This is a genomic window from Devosia aurantiaca (genome assembly GCF_011058215.1).
Lineage (GTDB): Bacteria > Pseudomonadota > Alphaproteobacteria > Rhizobiales > Devosiaceae > Devosia > Devosia aurantiaca.
On record NZ_JAALFG010000001.1, the window covers coordinates 609711 to 626975 of the forward strand.

At 63.3% G+C, this 17265-nt stretch carries 17 protein-coding genes, 1 tRNA gene and 2 pseudogenes; 18 read left to right on the forward strand and 2 right to left on the reverse strand.

Annotation, left to right across the window (positions count from 1 at the left end; all coding sequences use genetic code 11):
- The first annotated feature begins 165 nt into the window (after positions 1-165).
- Positions 166-366 carry a DUF2934 domain-containing protein gene (locus G5575_RS03180; RefSeq protein WP_164533051.1) on the forward strand — a complete coding sequence of 67 codons (201 nt, stop codon included), beginning with the start codon at positions 166-168 and terminating at the stop codon, positions 364-366.
- Positions 367-521: 155 nt separating this feature from the next.
- On the opposite strand, the gene G5575_RS03185 is transcribed toward G5575_RS03180, so the two are convergent.
- Both G5575_RS03185 and G5575_RS19910 read right to left on the reverse strand, forming a co-directional pair.
- Positions 522-597: transfer RNA gene (locus tag G5575_RS03185), tRNA-Ala, on the reverse strand.
- A 200-nt stretch (positions 598-797) separates the two neighbouring features.
- A pseudogene (locus G5575_RS19910) lies at positions 798-1196 on the reverse strand (TIGR02300 family protein); the annotation flags it as partial.
- 187 nt (positions 1197-1383) lie between these two features.
- Between G5575_RS19910 and G5575_RS03195 the strand changes: the two are divergent.
- From G5575_RS03195 to G5575_RS19920, 17 genes and pseudogenes are all read left to right on the forward strand, one after another.
- Entirely contained in the window at positions 1384-2025 is a 642-nt protein-coding gene (locus G5575_RS03195) for a (d)CMP kinase (protein WP_164533053.1), read from the forward strand.
- A gap of 234 nt (positions 2026-2259) precedes the next feature.
- On the forward strand, positions 2260-3942 hold the full coding sequence (gene rpsA, locus G5575_RS03200) for a 30S ribosomal protein S1 (protein WP_235935755.1): 1683 nt from the start codon (positions 2260-2262) through the stop codon (positions 3940-3942).
- 71 nt (positions 3943-4013) lie between these two features.
- Positions 4014-4523 (forward strand): GNAT family N-acetyltransferase, encoded by a 510-nt coding sequence (locus G5575_RS03205; RefSeq protein ID WP_164533055.1) that lies wholly within the window; start codon positions 4014-4016, stop codon positions 4521-4523.
- A 101-nt stretch (positions 4524-4624) separates the two neighbouring features.
- Positions 4625-4909: an integration host factor subunit beta gene (locus tag G5575_RS03210; RefSeq protein ID WP_164533056.1), complete on the forward strand. Its 285-nt coding sequence runs from the start codon at positions 4625-4627 to the stop codon at positions 4907-4909.
- Positions 4910-4941: 32 nt separating this feature from the next.
- The gene (locus G5575_RS03215) at positions 4942-5301 is read left to right on the forward strand and encodes a lipopolysaccharide assembly protein LapA domain-containing protein (RefSeq protein WP_164533057.1); all 360 of its coding nucleotides are present in this window, start codon (positions 4942-4944) and stop codon (positions 5299-5301) included.
- Positions 5302-5352: 51 nt separating this feature from the next.
- On the forward strand, positions 5353-6003 hold the full coding sequence (locus G5575_RS03220; protein WP_164533058.1) for a phosphoribosylanthranilate isomerase: 651 nt from the start codon (positions 5353-5355) through the stop codon (positions 6001-6003).
- A 133-nt stretch (positions 6004-6136) separates the two neighbouring features.
- A complete protein-coding gene (gene trpB / locus G5575_RS03225) occupies positions 6137-7357 on the forward strand; it encodes a tryptophan synthase subunit beta (protein ID WP_164533059.1) in 1221 nt (406 codons plus the stop codon).
- Positions 7357-8181 carry a tryptophan synthase subunit alpha gene (gene trpA / locus G5575_RS03230; RefSeq protein ID WP_164533060.1) on the forward strand — a complete coding sequence of 275 codons (825 nt, stop codon included), beginning with the start codon at positions 7357-7359 and terminating at the stop codon, positions 8179-8181. Before trpB ends, trpA begins: the two co-directional genes overlap by 1 nt.
- Positions 8182-8278: 97 nt before the next feature.
- The gene (gene accD, locus G5575_RS03235; protein ID WP_164533061.1) at positions 8279-9274 is read left to right on the forward strand and encodes an acetyl-CoA carboxylase, carboxyltransferase subunit beta; all 996 of its coding nucleotides are present in this window, start codon (positions 8279-8281) and stop codon (positions 9272-9274) included.
- Positions 9275-9355: 81 nt separating this feature from the next.
- Entirely contained in the window at positions 9356-11863 is a 2508-nt protein-coding gene (locus G5575_RS19915; protein ID WP_235935539.1) for a methyl-accepting chemotaxis protein, read from the forward strand.
- A 48-nt stretch (positions 11864-11911) separates the two neighbouring features.
- Positions 11912-12598: a nucleotidyltransferase family protein gene (locus G5575_RS03245; RefSeq protein ID WP_164533062.1), complete on the forward strand. Its 687-nt coding sequence runs from the start codon at positions 11912-11914 to the stop codon at positions 12596-12598.
- Positions 12595-13989 (forward strand): PD-(D/E)XK nuclease family protein, encoded by a 1395-nt coding sequence (locus G5575_RS03250; protein ID WP_164533063.1) that lies wholly within the window; start codon positions 12595-12597, stop codon positions 13987-13989. Before G5575_RS03245 ends, G5575_RS03250 begins: the two co-directional genes overlap by 4 nt.
- On the forward strand, positions 13890-15302 hold the full coding sequence (locus G5575_RS03255; RefSeq protein WP_164533064.1) for a PD-(D/E)XK nuclease family protein: 1413 nt from the start codon (positions 13890-13892) through the stop codon (positions 15300-15302). Before G5575_RS03250 ends, G5575_RS03255 begins: the two co-directional genes overlap by 100 nt.
- The gene (locus G5575_RS03260) at positions 15260-15610 is read left to right on the forward strand and encodes a hypothetical protein (protein WP_164533065.1); all 351 of its coding nucleotides are present in this window, start codon (positions 15260-15262) and stop codon (positions 15608-15610) included. The genes G5575_RS03255 and G5575_RS03260 overlap by 43 nt, the downstream gene beginning before the upstream one ends.
- Positions 15607-16060: pseudogene (locus G5575_RS22065) on the forward strand (UvrD-helicase domain-containing protein); the annotation flags it as partial. The gene G5575_RS03260 and the pseudogene G5575_RS22065, both read left to right, overlap by 4 nt.
- A 418-nt stretch (positions 16061-16478) precedes the next feature.
- On the forward strand, positions 16479-16883 hold the full coding sequence (locus G5575_RS03270) for a UvrD-helicase domain-containing protein (RefSeq protein WP_164533067.1): 405 nt from the start codon (positions 16479-16481) through the stop codon (positions 16881-16883).
- A gap of 44 nt (positions 16884-16927) precedes the next feature.
- Positions 16928-17143, forward strand: coding sequence for a hypothetical protein (locus G5575_RS19920; RefSeq protein WP_235935541.1), 216 nt, complete (start codon positions 16928-16930; stop codon positions 17141-17143).
- Positions 17144-17265 lie beyond the last annotated feature (122 nt).

Genomic DNA, 17265 nt, shown 5'->3' on the forward strand with positions numbered 1-17265 from the left:
TTTTGAGTGATGACAAGAGGTTTGCGGGTCACGAGGCGATCCAAGCGAGGCATGCAGCATGAGCAGGGCACCCTCCGGCGTCAACCAGCTGCGCAAATAACCCATGTCAGCTATGGATACGGAGGAACCTTGCTAGCGTTTCACGATCAAGAATGGAGAAGCGTCATGTATGAGGACACCGAAAAATTCGTCGACATGGATTTCGAACAAAACGTCCGTAAGGCCGCTTACCACCTCTGGGAAGACGACGGCCGCCCGTTTGGCAAGGAAAAGGACTATTGGTTCCGCGCCATCGAAATGCTGATGGCCGAGCGTGCCGACGACAAGGCAGCAGGCGCTGCTTCAAAGGATGGGTCGGCGAAGTAGAGGGTCTGGACGAGGCGACCTGAAGGTCGCTTCAATCCAGCTTCACGCCTGACTGAAGTAGGTGACGACTTCTGCTCGGCCGAAGTCGGAGCAGGCAAAACAGCGTAAACTTAAGCAGGAAATCTACTATCGAAGCCTTCGCGATAAGCGAAGGCTGGTGGAGCCAAGCGGGATCGAACCGCTGACCTCTTGCATGCCATGCAAGCGCTCTCCCAGCTGAGCTATGGCCCCATCCGAGCAAGGTGCGAAAAAGTGGAAACCGGTTTTTCGCGAACAACCTTGCGGCAGTCTAGTGTGGGTTCCGGAGGGGCTAACCCGTCCGAAGCGAGGCGGAACCTATTGGATGATCCGCCCGGGTGCAAGTGCCTAAATAACACTTTTTTGGTGCACCGGGCAGAGAGCCTGCCCGGTACGAATTTGTTAACGAAATCAGCGGTCTCTTCGTCGTCGCCGACTTCAAAACCGAGACCGTCGTCCTCGTCTTCGTCTTCTTCGAGGAAGACGTCTTCCTCGTCGTCGCCGAGCTCTTCGTCGACCTCGACGTCTTCGACGTCATCTGGCACTTCGTCGTCGCCCGCCTCTTCGGCATCGGCCTCTTCGAGGCTGACCATTTCGGGTGCTGCGACGTCTTCGACTTCTTCTTCTTCGGTCTCGTCTTCGTCATCGATCTTGCGGGCAGTGGCCGGGCCGGCCTTGCCGCTGATCTGCTCGAAGAAGGACCGCGGATAGCTCTTGCCGGTATAGGGCGAGACGATCGGGTCCAGGTTGAGGTCGTAGAATTTCTTGCCGGTGTCGGGATCGGTCCGCTTGGTACCGCGCTCGTTGGCCATTTCTCATGCCTCGTCTTGGGAAAAGTGCGGGCGCACCAGTGCCGCGGCGCCCGTTTCGGTCGCTTCGGTTATGGTCAAAGCCCAGCCCTGTCAAACGCAAAATGCTTCGCTTTCGCGCCGATGCTGCCCCTTGCCCTCCCTGCCGCACCCCGCTATCGCCTTGGGGGAGCCAGCGGGGAGCCAAGCCATGATCATCGCCGTCGACGGACCTGCCGCCTCGGGCAAGGGCACGCTCGCGACCGGGCTCGCGCGTCATTATGGCCTGCCGCACCTCGATACGGGGCTGCTCTATCGCGCCGTGGGACTGGCCGTCGCGACCTATATGGACAGCACCATGTTCGAAGCCGCCGCCATCGCCGCCGCGCGCGCGCTCGATGCTACCCAACTCGGCGATATCGAGGCGCTGACCTCCGCCGAAACCGGCGTCTTGGCCAGCAAGGTGGCGGTTATCGCCGACGTGCGCAAAGCGCTCTTCGATTTCCAGCGCCAGTTCGCGCAGAACCCCGTTGGTGCCGTTCTCGATGGCCGGGACATCGGCACCGTCATCTGCCCGGATGCGGATGTAAAACTCTTTATCCGCGCCGACAGCAAGGCACGCATGGAGCGCCGGGCCCGGCAACTCGAAAAGCGCGGCGCGGTGGTTGATCGCTATGCGCTCTATCACCAGATAGAGGAGCGGGATGCCCGCGACATGCTCAATCCCCATGGCGGCTTCTATCAGGCGCAAGACGCGCACTTGCTAGACACGACGCTTTTGGATATTGAGGCCGCACTCCGCGCTGCCATCGCGATCGTCGATCGGACCATGGCGCTCAAGGCAGGGGGCTGACGCCTCCTAATTTCCTCCTTGTGCGCCGGCGTCACGACGCTCAGCCTCCTCGATGGCCCGGAACCCAAGACTACCAGATCGTCCTGTTCAAGAAGCGGTGCTCCGTGCGCCGGCTTTGGCGTTTCGCCAGAGCGGACCCGGCTTCGGGACAGGATCTGCAACCTCAGCAACCACCGGCGCAACGGAGAAATACGTTTGGCACAGCAAACTGTGACTACTGAAGATTTTGAATCGATGCTGCTCGACAGCTTTGTCGACAACGAGCCCCTAGAGGGTGCGGTCGTCAAGGGCCGGGTCGTCGCCATCGAAAAGGACCTCGCCATCATCGACGTCGGTCTCAAGACCGAAGGCCGCGTGGCGCTCAAGGAATTCGGCCAGGCTTACCGCGATGGCCAGATCCAGGTCGGCTCGGAAGTGGAAGTCTACGTCGACCGCGTCGAGAACGCTGTCGGCGAGGCCGTCCTTTCCCGTGAAAAGGCCCGCCGCGAAGAGAGCTGGGTCAAGCTCGAAGAAAAGTACAACGCCAACGAACGCGTCGAAGGCATCATCTTCAACCAGGTCAAGGGTGGTTTCACCGTCGATCTGGAAGGCGCCGTGGCCTTCCTGCCGCGCTCGCAGGTGGACATCCGTCCGATCCGCGACATCGCTCCGCTGATGAACGTGTCGCAGCCGTTCCAGATTCTGAAGATGGACAAGCGCCGCGGCAATATCGTCGTGTCGCGCCGCGCCATCCTCGAAGAATCGCGCGCCGAACAGCGTTCGGAAATCGTGCAGCAGCTAGAAGGCCAGGTTGTTGACGGCGTCGTCAAGAACATCACCGATTACGGTGCTTTCGTCGATCTCGGCGGCATTGACGGCCTGCTCCATGTCACCGACATTGCATGGCGTCGCGTCAACCACCCGTCCGAAGTGCTCACGATCGGCGAGACCATCAAGGTCCAGATCGTTCGCATCAACCATGAATCGCACCGCATCAGCCTCGGCATGAAGCAACTGCAGTCCGATCCGTGGGAAGGCATCGAAGCCAAGTATCCGATCGGCGCCAAGTTCACCGGCCGCGTGACCAACATCACCGACTATGGTGCCTTCGTCGAACTGGAACCGGGCATCGAAGGCCTGATCCACGTTTCCGAAATGAGCTGGACCAAGAAGAACGTCCATCCGGGCAAGATCGTCTCGACCTCCCAGGAAGTCGACGTTGTCGTGCTCGAAGTCGATCCGGACAAGCGCCGCATTTCGCTGGGCCTCAAGCAGACCCTGCAGAATCCGTGGGAAGCTTTCGCTGAGAAGCATCCGGTCGGCTCCACCATCGAAGGCGAAGTCAAGAACAAGACCGAATTCGGCCTGTTCATCGGCCTCGAAGGCGATGTGGACGGCATGGTTCACCTTTCCGACCTCGATTGGCAGAAGTCGGGCGAAGTTGCCCTCGACGACTACAACCGTGGCGACATGGTTTCGGCGCGCGTCCTCGACGTCGATGTCGAAAAGGAACGTATCTCGCTGGGCATCAAGCAGCTCAACGGCGAAGGCACCTCCTCTTCGGCTGGTTCGTCCTCGAGCGAAGCCGGTGAAGCCGGTGGCCTGCGCAAGAACGCCGTGGTCACCACCGAAGTCATCGACGTCAACGAAGGCGGCATTGAAGTCCGCATCGCTGACAGCGACGTGACCTCGTTCATCCGCCGCGCCGATCTGAGCCGCGACCGCAACGACCAGCGGCCCGAGCGCTTCGCCAAGGGCGACAAGGTCGATGCGCGCATCACCCAGTACGACCGCAAGACCGGCCGCATCCAGCTTTCGATCAAGGCGCTCGAAATCGCCGAAGAACGTGAAGCCGTGGCCAACTTCGGTTCGTCCGACTCGGGTGCTTCGCTGGGCGACATCCTCGGCGCTGCCCTCAAGGGTCGCGAAGAGAAGTAAAGCGCTCTTGCGTTGACGACTTTTTCGACCCGCGCCACATGGTGCGGGTCGTTTTTTTGTGGAAGCCGCCCATGATCCAGTTTCGTGACGTCGCCTGGCGGGCCATGTCGGGCTACGACATCGATGCCGTCTCGACCATTGCCGGTAAGGTGCATCCCGGCTTTTACGAGTCGGTCGAGGTTCTGGCGGAAAAATACGCGCTCTACCACAACGGCTGCTACCTGCTCGAGGTCAACGAAAAGCCCGCCGGCTATGTGCTGAGCCATCCCTGGCGCCTGGGTGACCTGCCGCCGCTCAATACGCTTCTGGGTGCGCTGCCCGAAACCCCGGACACCTACTACATTCACGATCTGGCGCTGCTGCCGCTGACCCGCGGCCTGGGCTCGGCCAAGGGCATCGTCGCGGCGCTGACCAAGCATGCGGCGGTCAAGAATTTTGCGACCATGAGCCTTGTTGCGGTCAACAAGTCGCGCCCCTTCTGGGAAAAGCTCGGCTTTGAAGTCGAGGAGCGGCCCGATCTGGTTGAAAAGCTCCATGGCTACGAGGCCGACGCGCGCTATATGATCAAGCGCCTGCCGTAGTTTAGCGGCTAAAAGCCCCTGTTTTGCTTGACGCTTTGAACGCGCTTTGGCAGGTTGGCGCGGCCTCTTTCGATGGGGCGGAGGAAACGGCGGAGCCTTGGATGATCAAGTCGGAACTTGTCGAAAAGCTCGCGGCGGAAAACCCGCACCTGTTCCAGCGTGACATCGAGAACATCGTCAACGCCATCCTCGACGAAATTGGCGATGCCATGGCCCGCGGCGACCGGGTGGAGCTTCGCGGCTTCGGCGCCTTCTCGGTCAAGAATCGCCCGGCCCGCGTCGGCCGGAACCCGCGCACCGGCGAACAGGTTGACGTGGGTGAAAAGTACGTTCCCCAATTCAAGGCCGGCAAGGAAATCCGCGAGCGGCTGAACCGCTCGTCCTGAGCGGATCGTCGTCGGCGCGTCTAGGATACGGTATGGCAAAGAAAATCGTCGGCTGGCTGGTCCTTGTTCCCTTCTGCGCGCTGCTGATCGCCTTCGCCCTGGCCAATCGGCAGCTGGTGACGGTCAACGTCAATCCTTTCGTCGCCCCGCTCGACCCCACCGCCGGCTACGGCATTCCGCTATTCGTGGTGCTGTTTGTGGTCCTGCTGATCGGCGTGCTGCTGGGCGGTATTGCGACCTGGTTTGCGCAAGGACAGCACCGAAAGCGCGAGCGGCATTGGCGGCGCGAGGCTTATCAGCTGACGCAGGAGCTCGACAAGCAGCGCCGCGCCACTGGCACGACAAGCGTTTCGACGCTGAGCGAAGTGGATGATGTGCTAGAACTGCGCTGACCTTTTTGCCGTTTTCTGCTACGCTTACGTGACCCCTTGAGCCCGAGCCCCATGGCCGACCCGGTTATCGTCAAAATCTGCGGTATCAAGTCGCTCGACCTTCTCGATGCCGCCATCGAGGCCGGTGCCGACATGGTCGGCTTCGTCCACTTCATGCGCTCGCCGCGCCACGTATCGATCGAAGAGCTTGGTGGTCTGATCTCGGCAGCGCGCGGCCGGGTGGAAAGCTGCGTGCTTTTGGTCAATCCGGACAATTCCTGCGTTGCCGAAGTTGCAGCGCTCGGTCCGGACTGGATCCAGCTGCATGGGCCCGAAACACCGCATCGTGTAGAAGCGATCAGGGCGGAAGCTGGCACGCAGATCATGAAGGCGCTGCCGATCGGCTCGGCTGATGATGTCGCCCATGTCGCAGCTTTCCTCGACGTCGCCGACCGTATCCTGCTCGACGCCAAGCCGCCCAAGAACGCCGACCGGCCGGGCGGACTGGGCGAGACCTTCGACTGGAGCCTGCTCGGGGGCCTTGACCCTTCGGTGCCCTTCATGCTTTCGGGTGGCCTGACGCCGGACAACGTGGCCGAAGCCATTCGCACCGTGCGGCCGCCATTCGGCGTCGATGTGTCGTCGGGCGTCGAGACGGCACCGGGCGTCAAGAACAAGAAGCTGATCGAAGCGTTCATCCGAAACGCCAAGGCGGCAGGATAGATTTGCAATGACAGGCCAGAGGCTTCATGAGGCCTCATGGTGAGCTTGTCGAACCACGAGGCCTGGCACACCGGACCTCGTCCTTCGACAGGCTCAGGATGAGGTCCTCCCTTGGACTTCGTGGGAGACGATCTTGAGCATCCAGAACACCAATTCCCTGCGCAACGGTCCTGACGAGCATGGCCGCTTCGGCATCTATGGCGGGCGCTTCGTCGCCGAGACGTTGATGCCGCTGATCCTCGATCTCGAGCGTGAATATCGCGCCGCCAAGAACGACCCCGAATATCTGGCTGAGGTCGAGCATCTTGCCAAGCACTATACCGGCCGGCCCAGTCCGCTCTATTTTGCCGAACGGCTGACCAACCATCTCGGCGGCGCCAAGGTCTGGTTCAAGCGAGAAGAGCTCAACCATACCGGCTCGCACAAGATCAACAATTGCCTGGGCCAGATCCTCCTGGCAAAGCGCATGGGCAAGACCCGCGTCATTGCCGAGACCGGCGCCGGCCAGCATGGCGTCGCGACCGCGACCGTTTGCGCCAAGTTCGACCTGCCCTGCACAATCTTCATGGGCGCAACCGACGTCGAGCGGCAAATGCCCAATGTGTTGCGCATGCGCATGCTGGGTGCCGAAGTGCGGCCCGTGACCGCCGGTGCCGGTACGCTCAAGGACGCGATGAACGAGGCCCTGCGCGACTGGGTCACCAATGTCGACACCACCTATTACCTGATCGGCACCGCAGCGGGCCCGCATCCCTATCCGGAAATGGTGCGCGACTTTCAGTCCGTCATCGGCACCGAGCTCAAGGCGCAGTTCCGCGAGGAAGAGGGCAGGCTGCCAGACGCTGTTGTTGCCTGCGTTGGCGGTGGCTCCAACGCCATCGGCACTTTCCATGCCTTCCTCGACGAACCCGATGTCGCCATCTACGGCGCCGAGGCGGGTGGCCACGGCATCGAGGTCGACAATGGCCATGCTGCGTCCATGACCGGCGGCCGTCCTGGCGTCCTTCATGGCAACCGCACTTACCTGCTTCAGGATGCCGATGGGCAAATTCTCGAGGGCCACTCGATTTCGGCCGGTCTCGACTATCCCGGCGTCGGTCCTGAGCACGCCTGGCTGCATGACAGCAAGCGCGTGACCTATGTGCCCATTACTGACCAGGAAGCGCTCGAAGCCTTCCAGCTTTGCACCCGCATGGAAGGCATTATACCGGCGCTTGAATCCGCTCATGGCCTTGCGCAGGTGATGAAGCTTGCGCCCACCATGAGCAAGGACCAGTCCGTCGTGCTCTGCCTCTCCGGCCGCGGCGACAAGGACGTCGAAAGCGTCGGCAAATATTTGGGACTGCTGAAGTAATGACCACGCGTATCGACCGCCGCCTTGCCGAACTGAAGGCGCAGAACCGTCCCGCGCTGGCCGCCTATGTCATGGCGGGCGACCCTGATCTCGCGACCGGCCAAGCTATCCTCAACATGCTGCCCCAGGCCGGCGCCGACATCATCGAGCTGGGCCTGCCGTTTTCCGACCCGATGGCCGATGGCGTCGCCATCCAGCTCGGCGGACAGCGCGCCCTTGCGGCCGGCCAGACGCTGACCGGCGTTCTCGGCATGGTGGAAGAGTTTCGCCGCAAGGACGAAACGACGCCAATCGTGCTGATGGGTTACTATAATCCAATCTACATTTTCGGCGTCGACCGCTTCATCGCCATGGCCAAGGAAGCCGGCATCGATGGTATGATCATCGTCGACCTCCCCGCCGAGGAAGACGACGAGCTCTGCAAGCCTGCTCTCGCCGCCGGCCTCAACTTCATCCGCCTGACCACGCCGACGACCGACGATCGCCGCCTCCCGACCGTGCTCGAAAACACCTCGGGCTTTGTCTACTACGTCTCCATGAACGGCGTGACCGGCGGCGCCATCGCCTCGCGCGGCGCCGTGGGAGATGCTGTCGAACGCATCAAGGGGCACACCGACCTGCCCGTAATCGTTGGCTTCGGCATCAAGACCGCTGATGATGCTGCCGAGATCGGACGCCATGCCGACGGGATTGCCGTCGGCACCGTGCTGGTCAATGCGGTCGGCACCTCGCTGGTGGATGGCAAGGCGACGGAAAAGACCGTTGCTGCCGTGCGCGACCTCGTAGCCGACCTCGCCGGCGGGCTGCGCCGAGCGCGGGTCTGACACCTTCAAGCGGGCCTTGCTGGTGAGGTGAGGCCTGATAACATTTGCCACAATTGACGATTAGGGGAGCCGAACGCTCCCTCCGAAAGGCCGCGCCATGAACTGGATCGACAATTTCGTCCGCCCGAAAATCCGCTCCATTCTCAATCCCAAGCGGGAAACCCCGGAAAATCTCTGGGTCAAGGATCCCGAATCCGGCGAGATGGTGTTCTATCGCGATCTCGAGGCCAATCAGTGGGTGGTGCCCAATTCGGGTCACCACATGAAGATCAAGCCGGCCGATCGTCTTGCGACCTTCCTCGATGACGGCAAATACGATCTCGTGCCGGTGCCTTCCGTGCCGGTCGATCCGCTCAAATTCCGCGACCAGAAGCGCTATACCGATCGCCTTCGCGAGAGCCGCGCCAAGACCGGCTACGAAGACAGCGTCATCGTTGCCACCGGCAAGCTCCACGATCGTCCGATCACCGTCGGCATCCAGGATTTCGAATTCATGGGTGGCTCGCTCGGCATGGCCGCGGGGCAGGGCATCATCACCGGTCTTGAAACGGCGCTGCGCAACAAGACGCCCTTCGTGCTCTTTGTTTCTTCCGGCGGCGCCCGCATGCAGGAAGGCGTCCTGTCGCTCATGCAGATGCCGCGCACCACGGTCGCTGTGCTGCGCCTGCGCGAAGCAGGCCTCCCCTTCTTCGTCGTTCTCACCAACCCAACCACCGGCGGCGTCACCGCCTCCTACGCCATGATCGGCGACGTTCATCTGGCAGAGCCTGGAGCCCTGATCGGCTTTGCCGGCCAGCGCGTCATCGAGCAGACCATCCGCGAAAAGCTCCCCAAGGGCTTCCAGCGCTCCGAATATCTCTACCAGCACGGCATGGTGGACATGGTCGTGCATCGCCACAACCTGCGCTCAACCATCGGCTCGCTGGCAGGTATTCTTACAAATGCCCCCGCCAACGACACCTTTACCGGAGCAGCGCAAAAGCCATTGCCGCACAGGCAAGCCTGCGCGAAGCCGCGGTTGCGGCGGAGGGCGACGATGACATCAATCCGCCGGCCGCCGCCGCGCATGCCGAGTAGCTTTACGCTGGATTAAGGACGTTCACGCTAATCTCCGGGACTGATCGGCCGCGCGAACCAACGCAGCGGCTGCCAATGATCTGTCCCGGGGATTTTCATGCGCCGTTTCTCGCTGCCAATCGCACGCAAGCTTCCACTTGCCTTGTTGGGCTCGGCGCTGCTGGTCAGTCTCGGTGTCGGTCTTTCGAGCTACATGATCGGCAGCCAGGCGCTGCGCAGCTCTGCCGAAAACACCCTTGCGACCATTGCCAACGAACGCGCGGCGGCCGTCGACACCTATCTCGACGCTGTCGAAAACGACCTTATCGCCTCCTCGCGCTCCGAGGCGGTGATCCTGGCGCTGCGCGACTTCGCCGGCGCCTGGCTGCAGTTCAAGACCGACCCGACCGCCGAAGTGCGCAAGATGTATGTCGAGGACAATCCCAACAAGGAGAACCTCGCCGAACTGACGACGCTGGGCACGGTAGGGCCCTATGACGTTCCCCACACCCGCTACCACCCGACCTTCCGCAGCCAGATCGGCACGCGTGGCTATGCCGATCTCTACCTCTTCGACCCCAAGGGATTCTTGATCTACTCGGTCAACAAGGGCGAGGATTACGGCACGAGCTTTGCCGAGGGTGGCCCCATGGCCGACACGAGCCTCGGCCGCGTGTTCCGCGAAGCCGTCGCGATCACCGATCCCGACCAGATCGCCGTCGCCGATTTTGCGCGCTATCCCGTGGCGGGCGATATGCCGGCGAGCTTTTTCGCCAAGCCGGTGATCAACGGCCAGGGCCGCACGGTTGGCGTCCTCGCCTTCCAGCTGCCCTCCGAGCGCCTCGATGCCGTGATCGGCAGCCGGACGGGCCTGGGCGACAGCGGCGAAGTTGTGATCGTCGGCACCGATGGACTGCTGCGCTCGAACTCCACCTTCACCGAAAACAACGACGCGCTCGAGACCTCTTTCATCGATCCCATCGTCGAGGCGGCCCTGGCGGGCACGGCGACCGACGGCGAAACCCCGGCTTACCGGTCAACCGACATGCTGGTTGCCGCATCCCCGATTACGACCCGCGCCGGCAATTGGGCTGCGGTGGCCGTCGAAGCCACCGATGAGGTGCTGGCCCCAATTGCCGAGATGCGCAACACCATGCTCGTCATTGGTGCTGCCCTCCTTGCCGTCGTCGCGCTACTAAGCCTCCTCTTCTCGCGCTCCATCACAAGGCCGATTACTCGTCTGACCGGCACGATGGAGACCGTGGCCGAAGGCAACTTTGACGTCGATGTGCCCGGCAACCACCGCGCCGACGAGCTGGGCGCCATGGCGCGCGCCGTCGAAGTGTTCCGCGAGAACGGCCGCAAGATCAGCCAGCTGACCGAGGCGGAGGCCGCGCAGGCTCTGGCCAACCAGGAAGAGCGCGCCCGCATGATGGTGTCGCTGCAGCGCGCCTTTGGTGACGTGGTCGACGCCGCCGTCGCCGGTGACTTCAGCCGCCGCGTCGATGCGCAATTTCCCGATGCCGAGCTCAACGCACTTGCGGGCTCCGTCAACCGTCTGGTCGAAACCGTCGATCGCGGTCTAGATGAAACCGGCAGCGTGCTTTCGGCGCTTGCCGATGCCGACCTGACCCGCCGCGTCGAGGGCGAGTACCAGGGCGCCTTCGCAAACCTCAAGGCCGACACCAACAAGGTCGCCGAAAAGCTGGGAGAAATCGTCGGCGACCTGCGCGCGACCTCGGGGGCCCTCAAGCGCGCCACCGGTGAAATCCTCTCCGGCGCCAACGACCTGTCCGAACGCACCACCAAGCAGGCCGCAACGATCGAAGAAACTTCGGCCACCATGGAGCAGCTTGCCGCAACGGTTCTGGGCAATGCCAGCAAGGCACAGAGCGCCAGCCGCAAGGCGCAGGATGTGTCGCGCGAGGCGGAAGCCAGCGGCACGGTCATGGCGCATGCCACCGAAGCCATGGACCGGATCACCCAGTCGTCGGGCAAGATCTCCAACATCATCGGGCTCATCGACGACATCGCCTTCCAAACCAATCTTCTGGCGCTCAACGCATCGGTCGAAGCCGCACGCGCCGGCGACGCCGGCAAGGGCTTTGCCGTGGTGGCCGTCGAAGTGCGCCGCCTTGCCCAGTCGGCCGCCAGCGCCTCGTCCGACGTCAAGGCGCTGATCGAACAGAGCGCCAACGAAGTCTCGGGCGGCAGCAAGCTGGTGACGGAAGCCGCCGGAAAGCTCGCCAGCATGCTCGACGGCATCCGCGATAATACCGCGGCGCTTGAATCCATCGCCCGCGAGAGCCGCGAACAGGCCTCGGCCATCGAGGAAGTCACCATCTCCGTACGGCAGATGGACGAGATGACCCAGCACAATGCGGCGCTGGTCGAGCAAACCAATGCCGCCATCGAGCAGACTGAAGCGCAGGCGGTGCGGCTCGACGATATCGTTGATATCTTCACCGTCGAGGCCTCGGCCGCGCCGGTCGCCGCGCCCAAGCCGGTCGTCCTGTCGCAAAGCGGCATCCGCGGCATGCAGGAAAAGCTCAAGACCGTCGCCAACACCTACCTCAAGCGCGGCAACACGGCGGTCAAGATAGAGGAAGACTGGGCCGAGTTCTGAGCGTAAGCCGTACTGGACAGGGGGCACCGGCCCGGGTTCTATCCGGGCATGGACCGCCCCAGCCGATTCCCCGATGTGATGCTGCTTGCCGCCGGGCTCGGCACCCGACTGCGGCCGATCACCGAGTCGCTGCCTAAGCCCTTAGTTCCGGTCGCGGGCGTGCCGTTGATCGAGCGTGTCATGGCCAATGCGCGGGCCGAGGGCGCAAACCGCTTTGCCGCCAACGCCCATTACCTTGCCGATCAGGTGCTGGCGCATTTCGGTGGCCTCCTGAAGACCAACCGCGAGGACGTGCTGCTGGGCACCGGCGGCGGCGTCAAGGCGGCACTGCCGCTGCTCCATTCCAATCCATTCTTCGTCATGAACACCGATGCGTTCTGGAAGCCGGGGGCCGACCGGCCGCTCGAGCGCATGATCGGGCGCTACGAGGATGGCGACATCGTCCTCCTCTGCGCTCAGCCGCGACGTGCCTTCGGCTTTGGCCGCAGCCACGACTTTTGCCTTGATCCCCACGGCATCATCACCCGCGATTATGGCGCGCCGATCATTTACGCCGGCGTTGCCCTCCTGGGCAAAAATTTATCCGCCGACACGCCTGATGGGCCGTTTTCGCTCAGCCTCTTGTTCGATCGGGCGCTGGAAGAAGAGCGCCTCAAGGGCGTGGTGCTCGATGCCGACTGGTTTCATGTCGGCGATGCGGCGGGGCTGGCGGCGGCCGAGGCAGCGCTCGCATGAGAATTTTTTCCATCGCGCCCAGCACGCCCTTCCTCCTTTGCCTGACCGACGCCATCATGGATGGCCGTCTGCTGGGCGGCTGGGAGCGCTCGGGGCCGTTCTGGCTAAGCGATGTCAGCATCATCGTGCCGACGCAGCGCGCCCGTCAGGGCCTCGCCGAAGCTTTCGCCAGGCATCCCGATTTTACGGGTCTCCTCCCCGATATTCGAACCTTTGGCGGCGACGAGGCTGACGAGGAGCCTTTCCTGCCGCCCTTTGATGCGCCAGCATTGCCCCATGCGGCTTCGAGCCTGCAGCGGCGGCTGGTGCTGTCGCGGCTGGTGGCGCAATGGGCGCAGAGCGAGCGCGGACGGCTGGCCTTTTCCACCCCGCCGACTGCCGCCGAGATTTTCTCGATGGCGGAGTCGCTGGGCCAGCTCATCGATGATCTGACCATCGAGGAGAAAACGCCTGCCGACATCCGCGCGCTGGGCGAAGACATGGCGCAGGATCTCGGCGAATACTGGCAACAGACGCTCGAGTTCTTGGACATTGCGCTTGCAGCGTGGCCAGCGCTGCTTAGGCACGACGACCGCGCGGACATGGCGACGCTGCGCCGTATCCGGCTCGACCGGCAAGCGGCCGCAGCACAGTACCTTTATCGCGACCGCCCGGTGATCGCGGCCGGTTCCACCGGCTCGATCCCGGCGACTGCAAGGCTTTTGGCGGCGATCGCCAAACTTCCCCGCGGCGCCGTCGTGCTTCCAGGCCTCGACCTGGCCATGACCCCGGCGACGCACGAAGCGCTGCTCGATCCCGAGAGCAATCCGCATGGCCATCCCCAATATGGCCTCGCGCATCTGCTGCGGCAGTTTGGCGCCGGTGTCGGACAGGTGACCGAGCTTTGCGACGGCACGGATAGCCGCACCAGCATCGTCAACCACGCCCTGGCCCTCACCCGGGAGACCGCCCGCTGGGCCGGGCAGCGGCCAGCGCCATCGGCGATCGAAACGGCCTTTGCCGGCGTTTCCATCATCCGGGCACGCAACGAAGACGAAGAAGGGCGCGCCGTCGCAGTCGCGGCGCGGGCGGCGCTCGAAAGGGGGCAGTCGGTGGGCATCGTCACGCCCGATCGAAACCTTGCCCGCCGCATCGCTGCCGAACTCAAGCGCTTCGGCATTCACGCCGACGACGCCGCCGGCGCGCCGCTGTTTCAGTCGCCCGCGGCTCGCTGGCGCGCCAAATTCTCAACCTCGTTGCCGGCAGCTGCAACTCCGTCGATCTTCTTGCCCTGTTGCGCAACGAGGCGGCATTGCTGGGCCGCGAGCGGGCAGAAGTGGTTCGTCTCGCCAATCTGGTCGATCTTGGATTGCTGCGCGGACAACGACCGGCGCCAGGCATCGCCGGGTTAAGGCAAATGCTGGCGGCGCATCTGCGCGACGAGATCAAGCACCCCGCGAGGCGCCTTACTGCAGCAGAAGGCGTGGCAATATCCGGCTTGCTCGACGATCTGCATGCAGCCATCCTGCCGCTTGAAACCGTCCTCGGCAGCGACCAGATCGATGCCGGCCTCCTCGCCAATGCCTTGTGGTCGAGCTTTGAAGCACTGAGCCTGGGCGCGACGCTTCATGGCCGCCGCGAAATGGCGGATTGGGCCGGGCAGATGGCGGGGCTGGCGGGAGAAGGACATCGCTTCGCGCCCTTCGGCCTCGACGGCGTGCTGTCCGCGCTAATGACCGGCTTCGAGGTTCGCAACCGCGAGGAGCGGCGCCGCGACGTTTATATCTGGGGCCAGATCGAGGCGCGGCTGATGAGCCCTGACCTCATGATCCTGGGCGGCCTCAACGAAGACAAGTGGCCCGGCGCTGCCGATCCCGGGCCGTGGCTCAGCCGCGGCATGCGCATGGCCGCTGGGCTCGAGCCGCCGGAGCGCATGCAGGGCCTTGCCGCCCACGACTTCGCGCAAGCGCTGGGCAATGGGAAGGTCATCGTCAGCTATGCCGACCGAGTCGGATCAAGCCCCGCCCTGCCATCGCGTCTGGTGCAGCGGCTCGATGCTTTCGTCGGCGCGGACGCGACCAGGGCGATGGAGGCACGTGGGGCGGTTTGGATCGAAACGGCGCGCCGTGTCGATACGGTCGAGGCCATCGCAAAAATCCATGCGCCGACCCCAAATCCGCCGGCAGCGATACGCCCACGAAAACTGTCGGTGACCGAGGTCGAGACGCTGATGCGTTCGCCCTATGACCTTTATGCCAAATACGTTTTGCGCCTGCGTCCGCTCGATGTCCTGGGCGACGACCCCGACGCGCGGGAGCGGGGTACCATCGTCCACGCCATTTTCGGGCGGTTCGTCCAAGAGGGTCACGACCCGGTCGCCGAGGATGCCTTCGAGCGATTGATGCTGATTGCTGCCGAAGAGTTCGGCGGGCTCGATACGATCGGCGAACGGCGCGATATCTGGCTCCGGCGCTTTGCCACGGCCGCACACCAGTTCCTGGATTTCGAGCGCGGGCGAGCCACCAATGTCCGCAAGCGCCATGCCGAAATTTCCGGTCGTTGGGGCCTGAAACTGGCGGAGCCCTTCCACATTACCGGCACGGCCGACCGCATCGATGTTCTGGCCGATGGATCGTTAGTAATCCTCGATTTCAAAACCGGCTCGCCCCCGCACCAGCCAGCATGCGCGGCTTTGAGGCTCCGCAATTGCCGGTCGAAGCGCTGATGGCCGGCGCTGGCGCGATGGAGGAGCTAGAGGCTGCGCCGACCTCGGCCCTGACCTATATCAAGATCGGCCTGGGGCCGGAGGCCTTCAAGCCAAGCAGTTTCGCGCTGCCCGAGGACATGGATGTCATGGCGCTTGCTGACGAAGTCGGGCGGCGCATGCAAGGACATATCGAACTCTTTCTCATGCGCGACACGCCGATGCCCGCACGCCTGATGCCGCTGAAAACGCAGAGGTTTTCGGGCGCCTACGATCATCTTGCACGCGTCCCCGAGTGGACGCTTGTGGATGGCGAGGAAGAGCCATGAGCGAGCGCGGCAGGCTTGTCGTTCCCTCCAACACCAGCAGAAACCAGGCCCGCGCCAGCGACCCTGCCTATTCGATCTGGGTGGAGGCCAATGCCGGCTCCGGCAAGACCTATGTGCTAACCCACCGCGTGCTGCGCCTCTTGCTCGCCGGGGTGCGGCCGCAATCGATACTCTGCCTGACCTATACCAAGGCGGCCGCAGCAGAAATGCGCCGCCGCGTGGGCGATCGGCTGGCGGGCTGGGCGGTTGCGGACGAACGCAAATTAGCGACTGAAATTAACGACTTGGTTGGTTCGTGGCCCGAAGAGAAAATGTTGGAGGATGCTCGGACCCTGTTTGCCCGGGCGCTGGAGACCCCGGGCGGTCTGCGGATCCTCACGATCCACGCCTTCTGCGAAGCGGTGCTGCACCGCTTTCCGATCGAAGCCGGGGTGCCGTTCGATTTCGCGGTGATCGAGGACGATCGCCAGATCAATATGGTCTTGGCAGCCAAGGAAAAAGTGCTCGCCGAAGGGCTCAAGGGAGGCGAGCATGCCGGGGCCGTCGAAGTGCTGTTCGGGCTTCTCAGCGACGACGCTATCGCCAAGGCGATCAACTCGGCCCTGAGCGAAGGGGCACGGCTTGATGCAGTGCTCCAAAGCGTGGAAGCTTCAAAGAACCGGCTCAGGAAGCATGTGGGCTTTGACGGATCGTCGATCGAGAGTCTCACTCACGAGGCAATTGCTGGCACCCTGCTAACCTCGGACGTGCTCAAGCGTGTTCAAGCGGCGTGCAAGGGCAAGTACGATGACCTCGACTGCGAAAACCTGACGGCTGATGCCCTCCGCAAAGCTTTTTCACCGACAAGGGCACGCCGCGCGGCCGGCTCATGAGCAAGGCCGAGATCACGGCCAATCCGGATTTGCATGACCTGCTGCTTGCCGAACAGGAGCGGCTGGTGCGGCTCGATGAGCGCGTCACCTCCGCGCTTCTCGTGCAGCGCAGCGAGGCCCTGCTCGACGTGTTGCAGGCCATTCGCAAGCGCTACGAGGACGACAAGCGCCGGCACTCGCTGCTCGACTTCGACGACCTGATCGAAAAGCTCGGCGACCTTTTTGCCGACCGGGCGCTCGGGCCCTGGGTGCAGTACAAGCTCGATGCCGGTATCGACCATATCCTGGTCGATGAATCGCAGGACACCAATGCGCGACAATGGCGGGTGGTGCGGGCGCTGGCCGACGAGTTTTTACCGGCGCCGGGGCGGTCAGCCGGCCGCGCTCGCTGTTTGCCGTAGGGGACCAGAAACAGTCGATCTATTCCTTCCAGGGCGCGCAGCCGGTGCTGTTCGGCGAGACCGGTCGCGAGATGGCGCGGCGGGCGCGGGAAGCGGAAAAGCAGTTCGAGGCGGTCAAGCTCCATACGAGCTTCCGGACCCTCCAGGGTATTCTGGATGCGGTGGATCGGGTCACTGACCGGCCCGATATTCAACAGGCTTTGCTGTCGGTGGATAAGGTGATCCACCAGGCGGCGCGGACGCAGGCGGGGGGACGGTGACGCTCTGGCCGCCGGTCCAGGACGTCAAGTATGAACGAACAACAACGGAATGGCCGCAGGCGCCGGTCGAGGCGGAGCAGAGTGCCCAGCGGCAGGTCGCGACCCGCATCGCGACCGAGATC

What these genes read in the sequence shown, in the direction of transcription:
- G5575_RS03180 (WP_164533051.1), top strand. Translation starts at nt 166, where the DNA reads ATGTATGAGGACACCGAAAAATTCGTCGACATGGATTTCGAACAAAAC.
- G5575_RS03195 (WP_164533053.1), top strand. Translation starts at nt 1,384, where the DNA reads ATGATCATCGCCGTCGACGGACCTGCCGCCTCGGGCAAGGGCACGCTC.
- rpsA (WP_235935755.1), top strand. Translation starts at nt 2,260, where the DNA reads ATGCTGCTCGACAGCTTTGTCGACAACGAGCCCCTAGAGGGTGCGGTC.
- G5575_RS03205 (WP_164533055.1), top strand. Translation starts at nt 4,014, where the DNA reads ATGATCCAGTTTCGTGACGTCGCCTGGCGGGCCATGTCGGGCTACGAC.
- G5575_RS03210 (WP_164533056.1), top strand. Translation starts at nt 4,625, where the DNA reads ATGATCAAGTCGGAACTTGTCGAAAAGCTCGCGGCGGAAAACCCGCAC.
- G5575_RS03215 (WP_164533057.1), top strand. Translation starts at nt 4,942, where the DNA reads ATGGCAAAGAAAATCGTCGGCTGGCTGGTCCTTGTTCCCTTCTGCGCG.
- G5575_RS03220 (WP_164533058.1), top strand. Translation starts at nt 5,353, where the DNA reads ATGGCCGACCCGGTTATCGTCAAAATCTGCGGTATCAAGTCGCTCGAC.
- trpA (WP_164533060.1), top strand. Translation starts at nt 7,357, where the DNA reads ATGACCACGCGTATCGACCGCCGCCTTGCCGAACTGAAGGCGCAGAAC.
- accD (WP_164533061.1), top strand. Translation starts at nt 8,279, where the DNA reads ATGAACTGGATCGACAATTTCGTCCGCCCGAAAATCCGCTCCATTCTC.
- G5575_RS19915 (WP_235935539.1), top strand. Translation starts at nt 9,356, where the DNA reads ATGCGCCGTTTCTCGCTGCCAATCGCACGCAAGCTTCCACTTGCCTTG.
- G5575_RS03245 (WP_164533062.1), top strand. Translation starts at nt 11,912, where the DNA reads ATGGACCGCCCCAGCCGATTCCCCGATGTGATGCTGCTTGCCGCCGGG.
- G5575_RS03250 (WP_164533063.1), top strand. Translation starts at nt 12,595, where the DNA reads ATGAGAATTTTTTCCATCGCGCCCAGCACGCCCTTCCTCCTTTGCCTG.
- G5575_RS03260 (WP_164533065.1), top strand. Translation starts at nt 15,260, where the DNA reads ATGCGCGGCTTTGAGGCTCCGCAATTGCCGGTCGAAGCGCTGATGGCC.
- G5575_RS03270 (WP_164533067.1), top strand. Translation starts at nt 16,479, where the DNA reads ATGAGCAAGGCCGAGATCACGGCCAATCCGGATTTGCATGACCTGCTG.